The sequence below is a fragment of the Haloferula sp. genome, from assembly GCF_049672945.1.
GTDB lineage: Bacteria > Verrucomicrobiota > Verrucomicrobiia > Verrucomicrobiales > Akkermansiaceae > Haloferula.
The window spans coordinates 1-10,559 of sequence record NZ_JBATWY010000208.1 but is presented as its reverse complement, the minus strand read 5'-3'; the positions used below and the strand labels follow the sequence as shown (position 1 = coordinate 10,559).

The 10,559-nt window shown below is 59.2% G+C and carries 4 protein-coding genes; all 4 read right to left on the bottom strand.

All coding sequences use genetic code 11. The annotated features are described in order from the left end of the window. On the bottom strand, window positions 1-1,762 hold a 1,762-nt coding region (locus WBG04_RS18370), incomplete at its 3' end, for a condensation domain-containing protein (protein ID WP_424316171.1). Further along, window positions 1,759-5,004, bottom strand: a complete 3,246-nt coding sequence (locus WBG04_RS18365) for a non-ribosomal peptide synthetase (RefSeq protein ID WP_424316170.1) — start codon at window positions 5,002-5,004, stop codon at window positions 1,759-1,761. The genes WBG04_RS18370 and WBG04_RS18365, both read right to left, overlap by 4 nt. After that, on the bottom strand, window positions 5,001-9,110 hold the full coding sequence (locus WBG04_RS18360) for a type I polyketide synthase (protein ID WP_424316169.1): 4,110 nt from the start codon (window positions 9,108-9,110) through the stop codon (window positions 5,001-5,003). The genes WBG04_RS18365 and WBG04_RS18360 overlap by 4 nt, the downstream gene beginning before the upstream one ends. Before the next feature lie 644 nt (window positions 9,111-9,754). Next, window positions 9,755-10,559, bottom strand: an 805-nt coding sequence (locus tag WBG04_RS18355) for a sulfite exporter TauE/SafE family protein (protein ID WP_424316168.1), incomplete at its 5' end; no start/stop codon positions are given.

Genomic DNA, 10,559 nt, shown 5'->3' with positions numbered 1-10,559 from the left:
GATCAAGCGGAAGGTAGGCCGCGCCCGCTTTCAGGACGGCAAGTATGGCGGTGACGCTCTCGATACTTCGATTGGTGAGGATGGCAATGATCCCGAATCGGTGAAGGCCGGTGTCGATGATCCTGCGGGCCAATCGATCTGCTTGGTCATTGAGCGTTTGGTAGTCGAGTTGTCGATCGACATGAAGGATGGCCGTGGCGTGCGGCGTTCGCGCCACCTGTTGCTCAAAGATGTCGGGAATCGAGAGGTCCCTCGGATAGTCGCCCTCGGCGCGACTCCATTCAATGAGGCTTGAGCGTTCTTGATCGTCGAGGATTTCGAACTGCGAGAGCTTTTTCCCGGGGGCTTCTGCTACAGATGTTAGGATGCGGAGGTAGTGTCCGGCGATGCGTTCGGCGGTTTCCCGAGAAAAGAGGTCTTTGCTGAACTCGAGGGTGATCTGCCAACCTTCCCGGGTTTCAGCAAGAGAGAGCCACAGGTCGAATTTCGCGGTCTCCGGTCGGATCGGCAGAATACCGACAGTGAGCCCTCCCGCCATGAGATCGGGGATCCGCGCCTGGACGGAGAACATCACTTGGAAGAGTGGACTCCGCCCTGGATCACGGGTCGGCTTCAACTCCTCAACCAGGCGTTCGAAGGGAGTCTGCTGATGAGCGAAATCCTTCAGCGTCGACTGGCGCACACGCTCGAGCATCGATTTGAAAGTCGGATCACCGGAGCTATCGAGCCTCAGCACCAGGGTGTTGACGAAGAAACCGATGAGGGCATTCGACTCGGCGGACGGTCGACCCGATACGGGAGTTCCGATGACGGATTCACCATTCGCTCCATAGCGTTCCAGAAGGGCGGCAAAAGCAGCCAATCCGGTCATGAAAAGGGTCGCCCCTTCGCCCTCGCCCAAGCGGATCAGTCGCTCGGCCAGGTCCTTGGGAAGCGGGATGGAGAAGCGCTCGCCATGGTGGCTTCGAACCGGGGGCCTCGGGAAATCGGTGGGAAGCTGGGTTTCGGGAAGCTCGCCAGCCAGACGATCAAGCCAGTAGTCCAGATCGTGCTGCGCTTCGGCAATCGCGTCTTTGTCCGGTCGCCGGGCGGCAAGATCGCTGCAACTTGAAATGAGTTTGGGAAGCTTGACCGCTGTACCTTTGGACAAGGCATCAAGGGCCTGCCCGAATTCATCACGAAAGATTTCAGTACTACGCCCATCAAAGACGCTGTGATGGATCAACAGGGCCAGCAGGGACTCCGCTTCCGAAACCGGGAGCAGGGCTGCGCGGAAAACCGGACCACTTGTCAGGTCAAGAGGTGCCTGCATCCAGCGGCGGGTGAATGCGGTGGCCGACTCGGACGGGATGATTTCCAGTGGGATCTTTTGCTCGAGTTGGACGACTTGGTAGACGTTTCCGCCGAGCTCGCGGAAGCTCGTTCTCAGCGATTCATGACGATCAACGATGGTCTGGATCGCCTTCTCGATCAGCGACGGATCGACTGGTCCGCTCAAACTCCAGAAGCAGGGGATATGGTAGAGAGGACTGCCCGGAGAGAAGCGGTCGAGAAAGTACAAGCGCCGCTGACCCGCCGACACCGGGGCGTGCTTGCGATGCTGACCGAGAAGCCCGATGAGTTCAGGCTTTGCCTCCTTGAGGGCACTGCGACGCTCCGGGGTGAGGACGCTCTTTGGTCCTCGGAAACAGAGTTGGTCGTCTTCCGCCCAGAGCTGAAGTCCGGCGTCGAGCAACTCGGATAAAAGGGCCTCGGATGTCACAATCGTCCTTCCTCAATCGGTTCATCTCCCTGCATGGGAGCCGCCCCTGCAGCACTCTGAAGAATTCCTGAAATGGTGGGGGTCTCAAAGAGGAGTCGCAGCGGGATTTGACGATTGAGCGCCTTTTCCATCCGGTTCATGACCACTGCGGCAAGCAGGGAGTGACCGCCGATCCTGAAGAAGTCGTCTTCGAGTCCGACCCGATCCCGCTGCAGGATCTCGCTCCAAATTTCCACCGCTACCTTTTCATCGGCTGTCCGAGGCGCGATGTAGTTATGGTTCGGCAAGGCGCTTGTCGCTCCGGGAGCAGGCAGGGCCGAATGATCCAGCTTCCCGTTGATGGTTTGGGGGAGTTCTTCGAGGAACACGAACGAGGAGGGAATCATGTAACTCGGAAGATACTCGGCGAGGTGTTTTCCGAGCCTCTCTTGGTCAATGTCCGAGGGATTAGTACGAGTGACACAGTAGGCCACCAACTGATCATCGAAAACAAGGGCGACGGCGTTGCTGAAGTCGGGGAGTTGGCAGATCGCCGCTTCGATCTCGCCTTTTTCGATACGAAAGCCACGGAGCTTCAGCTGGGCATCTTCACGTCCCAGAAATTCGATGTCTCCGTTTTCGCGGAGCCTGACGACATCACCCGTCTTATACCAGACGCCGGGCCATGGAGGAAGGTCGTGAAGGAAGACTTCAGCCTGTTTCTCGGGCCGGCGCAGGTAACCACGTGCCACGCACGGACCACCGACGTGGAGTTCTCCCGGCATGCCGATCGGAACTGGCTTGCGATGCTGATCGAGCACAATGCAGCGGCTGTCGGGGAAGGCGATACCAATCATGCTCCCACCCTTCAAGTCGTCTTCCCTGATGCGGCGATGAGTCATCAGAACGGTGGTCTCCGTGGGGCCATACATGTTGATCAATGCCGGGCGTTCGTCGCCACGGCGATGGATCCAGTTCCGTAGCAACGACATCGGAAGCATTTCACCACCGAAGATGATGTGACGCAGTGCGAGCGGGCGTCCGTCGTCGATGACTTGGAGGCCACGAAACGCGGATGGCGTCTGGAGGATCATCGTGACATCTTCCGACTCGAGTAGTTCGAGGAAGGCATGAGGCGAGCGACTGGTGAGGAAGGGCACGCTTACCACGCGGCCGCCGTGGAGCAGTGCGGAAAAGATTTCCCAGACCGAAAGGTCGAAAGCGTAGGAGTGAAAAACGGTGGAAACGAGGTCGGGTCCGAAGGCGAACTCGTGTTGGACGGAAGAAAACATGCGGCTCACTTGGCGATGTTCGATCATCACTCCTTTCGGCACGCCGGTGGAACCACTGGTGTACATCACGTAGGCAAGATTGGCCGGAGTGACCGCTTGGTCTGGATTGATGTCGGAGGGGGTGACCTCTTCGATCTTGATCACGGCTGCAGCGGTTCCGGGGAGGTGTTGTTGGTCCTTCCGGGAAGTGATGACGACCTTCGCACGACTGTCGTCCAGAATCAGCTTCAGGCGTTGAGAGGGGTTTCCGACATCGAGTGGAACGTACGCTCCGCCTGCCTTGAGAACCGCCAGAATGGCGATGATCTGTGCTGCCGATCGATCAAGCAACAGCGCCACCATGGATTCGGAACCGACACCCGCGTCGAGGAGTCGCTTGGCAAGGCCGTTGGCATGGGCATTGAGTTCGGCATAAGTCATGCGCCGCGCACCATCGACGAGAGCGATCGCATCGGGATGCTGACGAACCTGCTTTTCGAAGCCTCGATGCAGGCATTCGACCGGGAACTCGCTCACGGGTGGAAGGGAACAAAGCGTGTGCGATTCTTCCTCGGTGAGGATCGGGAGTTCCGAGATCTTTTGTTCGGGAGTCGCGATGGCATGGGTAAGCAACACCTCGAAGTGCCCGAGGAATCGGCGGATGGTCGATGGGTTGTAGAGATCGCTGCTGTATTCGGCGGTGAGCTGCAAACCAGCGCTGGTTTCCACGGCCACCAGACTGAGGTCAAACTTGGCGGTGCCGTTGTCGACTCGCAGGACGTCGAGCTCCAAGCCAGGGATCGCCGATGCGGAAATGGGGGCGTTCTGCAAGGTCAGCGCGATTCCGAAAAACGGAGTGCGGTTGGTTTCTCGCGGAGTGGGAAGTTCCTCAACCAGTTTTTCAAAGGGGATGTCCTGATGTTCGAATGCCGCCAATGCGGTGTTGCGGACTCGGCCAAGTAGCTCCCGGAAACCGGGGTCTCCTGTTAGATCGCTGCGTAGCACCAAGGTGTTCGCGATGTAGCCGACGAGATTCTCGATTTCGCGGCGGCGACGGTTGGCAATGGGAGCACCGATCAGGATATCGGTCTCCCTCGTGTAGCGGTGAACGAGGGTTTTCAGGGTGGCGAGCAGCACCATGAATAGCGTGCCATTCATCGAACGTGCCAGTTCATGGGCCGCGGCGCTTGTTGCGTGATGAATGATTCGGGACTCGCGGCCGCCTTTGAATGACTGCACTGCCGGACGCGGACGATCGGTCGGGATCTCCAGCGCCGGAATCGCCCCGTCAAGTTGTGTGCGCCAGAAGTTGAGTTGCGTTTCCAAACGAGCTCCGGTGAGCCAGCTGCGCTGCCACGCCGCATAGTCGGCGTAGTCAATGGATAGCTTTGGCAGATTCGGCGAATCCCCCTGAAGCAATGCCGCGTAGATTTCCGAGAACTCACGGACGAGCACTCCGATCGACCAGCCGTCGGTGGCGATGTGGTGGGCGGCGATCGTGAGCAGGTGAAGTCGGGCGTCGAGGTGATAGAGCGAGGCACGAAGGATCGGTCCAGTTTGCAGATCGAAGGGTATCCGCATTTCTTCCCGGGCGAGACGCCGGGCAGCCGCCATGCGCTCCTCGCTTGTCAGGTGGGAAAGGTCGACCTTCCGGAGGGGGAGTTCCGAATGATCAGCATACTCCAAAGCGGGCTGTCCTCCCGAATCAGGGAATCGGGAACGAAGCGTCACGTGGCGCGCCAGCAGATGGTTCAGCGTCTTTTCCAGCAATTCGATATTCAAGGTGCCGGTGAGCCTGAGAGCGACCGGCGAATTGTAGGCGATGTTGTCCGGCTCGAGCTGGTCAAGAAACCACATCCGCTGCTGGGCAAACGACAGCGGGGGAGGAGAGGAAACGTCCCGTTTCGGGACGTGGTCCTTTGCACGAAGCTTCTCTTCTAACAGGGCGCGCTGTTCCGGTGATAGCGAGCGGATGCGATCGGTGAGACTCATGCGGTGGGAATCGGATTCCGGGCCAATGTACGGAGGGACGCCAAGTGTTTCATGCCACCCATGACGGCGTTGTGATCGATGCCAAAATCAATGAGACAGGCGACATCATCGATACCGGCGGCGTGAAGTTGTGACAGGCGTTCGGCGCAGCTTTCGACCGTGCCGATCAGGGAGGCAGACGACCAGTAGCGCTCGAAGGCATCGGCCAGCAAGGTGTTGGCTTCCTCCTGCCGAAGGGGTTCGCCATTTGAGTTCATGAAATTCATATGAGCACGCAGGTAGGCGAGCAAAGGTCCCTCTGCAATGCGTCGGACCTCGGCTTCATCCGCGCCGACGTAAGTGTGGAGCATCAGCGTGACTTGACCCGAGGAGGGATCGTGACCGTTTTCAGAGAGCGCCTCGCGATAAGCTGTCACGCGCTCGCGCAGCTCGTCGACACTCAGGCGAATCATCGCGGTCAGAACGTTGGCACCGTGCTTGCCTGCCAGGCGGAAGGTGTCGATCGAACGGGTGGCAGTGATCCAGGTCGGTAGTTCCTTTTGCAGAGGGCGAGGATATGGGGTCGCCTTGAAGCTGTCTCCGGCTCCGTCCACTCGCGACATTGCACCACCTTTCCAGAGTTTTCGCGTTTCCACCATGATCTGCTCGGTGAGGGCATGTCGATTTTCGAAACGGTCGGGAGCGAGGGCGAAGTCACGCGGATGAAAGCCAGCGGCGAAGGCGATGCCAACGCGACCACCGGATATTTGATCGATCATCGCCCAGTCCTCGACCAGACGGAGTGGGTCGTGGAGGGGGGTGATGATGCTTCCGGCGCGAATGCCGACATGCTGGGTGCGGGCTGCGAGGGCGGCGCCGAGGACTGCGGGATTCGGGTAAAGCCCGCCAAATCGATGGAAGTGACGCTCCGGCATCCAGACCGAGGAAAAGCCGTTCTGATCTGCAAAGCCGGCGGCATCCATCACCAAACGATAAGGATCCGAGCCGGCGTCCGCGTCCGCAGCGAAGAACATCAGGGATAGATCAATCGAAGGCTTTCGCGCGGTGTTCAACAGTTCGAGAGCTTCAGGGGGCTCGGGAACTGAGCAGAGCTGGGCGCTGACTTCGTCGGGTGACATCGCTTCGATCTCGTCGAGCAAAGCCCGCAGGGTTTCATCGTCGTCGGCATCACCCGTTTCTCCGGAATCCAGCGCCGCGCAAATGTGGCCGAGTGTCGGATTTTCCAGAAACTCGCGCAGAGGGATCATGTGCCCGAACTTTTCGCGAACCCGAGCAAGCAATTGCACCGCAGTCAGTGAGTTGCCGCCTTGATCGAGGAAGTTGTCCTGCGCCTTCACCGTCTGGCAATCGAGAAGGGATGACCAGATGGCGGCGATCTGAATTTCGGTCTGCGAACGCGTATCGTTCGCTCGTTCTTCGCTTGCCGTTTCCGGAGAAGAAGCTTCCTCGGTCCATTCGCGGAGGGAGAGTTTCGGTGAGGTCGAGCGAACGGCCGGTGCGTCGATCCAATAGCGCTGACGCTGGAAGGGATAGCATGGCAGGGAAATGCGGGTACGCTGCTGGTGATGATGAAGGGCGGCCCAATCGAGGGAGTGCCCGTTGAGCCATAGACGGGCAGCCGCGATCATCGTGAATTCGACATCGTCCGTGGCATCGCGCTCGTTACGATTCGACGAGAGCACCACGTGGTGATTTCCCACTGCGGGGTGTCCTCGAGTCAGCGCGCTCAGGAGTTGTGAAGGTCCGACTTCGAGGAAGGTCCAATCCGGTTCGGCAGCGAGAGTCACGATGGCATCAGAGAAGCGAACCGGTTCGATCATCTCACGCTGCCAGTAGCCGGGATCGGCCAGAGCCTCGCTTGACTGGCGGCAGCCATCGACGGTGGAGATGAAGTCGCAATTTGGAGCCTCGAATGAAACGTCGAGCAAGGCCTCGCGGTAGCTGCCGAGCACGGGTTCCATCATGCGTGAATGAAAGGCGTGGGGGACTTCGATGCGCCGATGACCGACGCGCGCTTCACTGAGCCTTTTCTCCACGGTATCCATCGCGGCGTGCGGGCCGGATAGAATGGTGTGCTGGGGCGCACTCAGGGCACCGATATCGATTTCGTCGTTGAGAAAGGGAGCAACTTCTTCCTCCGAAAGCCCGACCGCAAGCATCGCACCCGGAGGTAAGGTGTGGATCAGCGAGGCACGCGCGGCGACCAGTTTGGCCGCATCGCTGAGACTCAGCATGCCGGTGACACATGCGGCCGAAAGTTCACCGATGCTGTAGCCGATCACCGCTGAAGGTCGGACACCCCACGAACGCCAAAGACAGGCAAAAGCGTAGGAGATCATGAACAGGGACGACTGGATGTAATCAGTCCGCAGGATGTTTGCCTGCGCTTCCGCTTCGAATTCGGGTGTGGGAAAGAGCGTCGGCCGCAGATCGAAGCCGAGATGGGGGAGAAGGGCTTCGGCGCATTCATCAAGCGCCTCGCGGAAGACAGGTTCGGACTGATAGAGCCTACGAGTCATTCCAACGTAGTGCGAACCATGCCCCGGAAAGGTGAAGGCGATTTTTCGGGCGGGTTCCTTCGCTTCTGCAGAAAAGCTGCGGCGCGGTGCCTGACCTTCGAGGGCGGCGATGGCTTCATCGACCGTCCGGCAAACCACCGCGCGACGGTGAGTGAACTCGCGCCTTCCCACTTGGAGGGTCCATGCCACGTCGGCAAGACAGCTGTCCGGGTTCTCGCGGAGATAGTCGGCGAGGCGTTCGCACGCCGTAGCGAGCGCGGTTTCATTCCGGGCGGATAGCGTTAGTATCTGCCACTCGCGTGAAACCGGCTGGCTTTCGGTGGGAGGTGCCTCTTCCAACACCGCGTGGGCGTTGGTACCTCCAAATCCTAGTGAGGTAACACCGCACCGCAGCGGACAACCATTGGTGATCTTGATCGGACGAAGCTGGGCTGCCAGTTCGAAATTGGAATCAAGGGTGACCGGGTTCGGGCAGTTGATGGATGGGGGCAGGGTCCGATGACGCAGGGCAAGGATGGACTTGATCAAGCCGGCCATTCCGGCAGCGGCATCGGCGTGTCCGATGTTTCCTTTCACCGATCCGATCAGGAGCGGGGTTCCACGTTGACTGAAGACTTCGTTGAGCGCATCCAGCTCGACCGGGTCTCCCAGCTGGGTGCCGGTGCCGTGCGCTTCGATGAAGTGAATGCTCGCCGCATCCGTTTCCGCACGCGCAAGCGCTTCGCGGATCACCCGGGACTGACCCTTGATCGAGGGCGCGGTGAAACTTTCCTTCGTAGCTCCGTCGTTGTTGATGGCCGTACCGCGAATCACCGCATGGATGGTATGACCGGCATTCAGTGCCTCTGTTAGAGGCATCAGAACCAGAACGCCCCCGCCGGAACCAAAGAGCGTACCGCTTGCATCCCGGTCGAAGGGTCGCGTATGTCCGTCGGGCGAATACATGCTGCCTTCGCGGATCGGATGGCCTTCATCAAAAGGCACCTTGACCGAGACCGCCCCCGCCAAAGCCATCGAGCACTCCCCATCACGCAGGCTTCGACAAGCAAGGTGAAGGGCGACCAGCGAGGTGGAGCACGCCGTCTTCACGGTGACCGCCGGTCCGCGAAGATCCAATTTGAACGCGGTTCGTGATGCCAGGTAGTCATCTTCCGACCCGATGATGGTCTGATAGCGATCGATTTCCTGAGAAATTTCCGGATGGCCTGCCAGATTATGGGCGAAGTAGCTGTTGCGGGCGCAACCGGCGAAGACTCCAACGATCGCCGATGAACGTCGTGGATCGCAGGCGGCGTCTTCAAGCGCTTCCCAGGCGAGTTCGAGAAAGACCCGGTGTTGCGGGTCGGTCAGTGCCGCATCCCGTCCGCTCATTTCAAAGAAAGACGCGTCGAAGTGATCGGCTTCTTCGAGCATGCCAGCTGCATTCACGTGTCCCGGCCGGGAAGGGCCCGCGCCGAAGGTGATCGATTCAGTGCCTTGGCAGAGGTTCTCCCAGAACCCCTGAACCGTATTCGCACCGGGAAATCTCGCAGCCAGCCCGACGACTGCGATCGGACCTGAAAATGGAGCGGACTCAATAGCGGCCATGGGGTGACGCTAAGTAACCCTGCATACGAAACCAGCCGAACTTGCGTTCTTCTTCAGACCTTCGTGCTCGACAAAAAAGAAGGCCGCCGGAGTCCCACGTCCGGCGGCCTAGATTTGTCAAAGATCCCACACCCATGGGAAATCGACTGTGCTGTTTTACCCTTACAAAGAAGCTGCTCATCGCAGCGTTCAGGGGGATAGACCCTTAAGGTGTCCAGACGTTCAAAAAATTTTAAATAAAGTCTGAGGCTTCAGTCCCGGAATTTGAACGAGGAACCATGGAATCCACCGAATACGTGGGAAAGAGAGAGGCTCTTGCGTTCTGATGATGGCGCAACTTTTGGGTTCCAGGGGGTGGAATTTGCCTTTCTCAAAATTCCGTGTGTCCGGCGTTTTCCGTGGTTTGGCTTCTTTTTTCCCATTGGCAAAGGAGGCTCCTTTTCTAGTGGTGTGGAGGCAAAAAAAGGCCGCCGGAGTCCCACGTCCGGCGGCCTGAATTGTCAAAGATCCCACACCCATGGGAAATCGACTGTGCTGTTTTACCCTTACAAAGAAGCTGCTTATCGCAGCGTTCACAAAGATAGACCTTTCAGGTCGCTAAACGTTCAAAGGATTGTGAAAGTTTTTTCAAAAACCTTCACGCGTCAAGGATTCAGCTGTTTCCAAAAGAGGTGCGCGGCGATCGAAATCCCGATGATCGCCACAATCGCACGCACCGCGACTGCCGGAATGCGCTGGGCGAAATGGGAGCCGAAGAAGTAGCCGGGGATCGAGCCGGCGAGGAGGAAGCCCGCGAGTCGCCAGTCGACGGCACCCTTGATCATGAAGAGGACGACGGCGGAGGTGTTACAAAGCAGGCCGAGGAGGGCTTTGAGCGCGTTCATGCGATTGACGTCGCGAAGGCCGAGGACACCCAGGCCGGCCAGCATCATGATGCCGATCCCGGCACCGAAGTAGCCGCCGTAGATCGCCACACCGGATTGGAAAAAGATACCCCAGGTCTTGGGGCGGTCGGGCTCCTCGGTTTCGTGCTTCCTGAGCCAGCGTCGGATTGGCCCGTTGAGGAGGAACAGTAGCGTGGCGAAAAGCAGCAGCCAGGGGACGATCCGCTCGAAAACGGATTCATCGAATCTCAGCAGCAGCCAGGCACCGGCGAAGCCGCCAAGGAGGGAGACGATGCCAAGAGGGAGGATCCACGCTTTCACTTCGGCGAGCCGCTTGCGGAACGCCCACAAGGAGCCGGGCATGCCGAAGTAAAGGGCGACCGTTGAGGTCGTATTGGCCAAGACCGGCGGCAGCCCGGCAGCCAGCAGGGCGGGGAAGGTGAGCATGGTGCCACCGCCCGCGACGGAATTCATCACCGCGGCGAAGAAGCCGGCGAGGAGGACGAGCCAATCAGCGGTCGTGGGCACACGGGCAGTACGCAGGCTCAGACCGGATGTGCCAAGA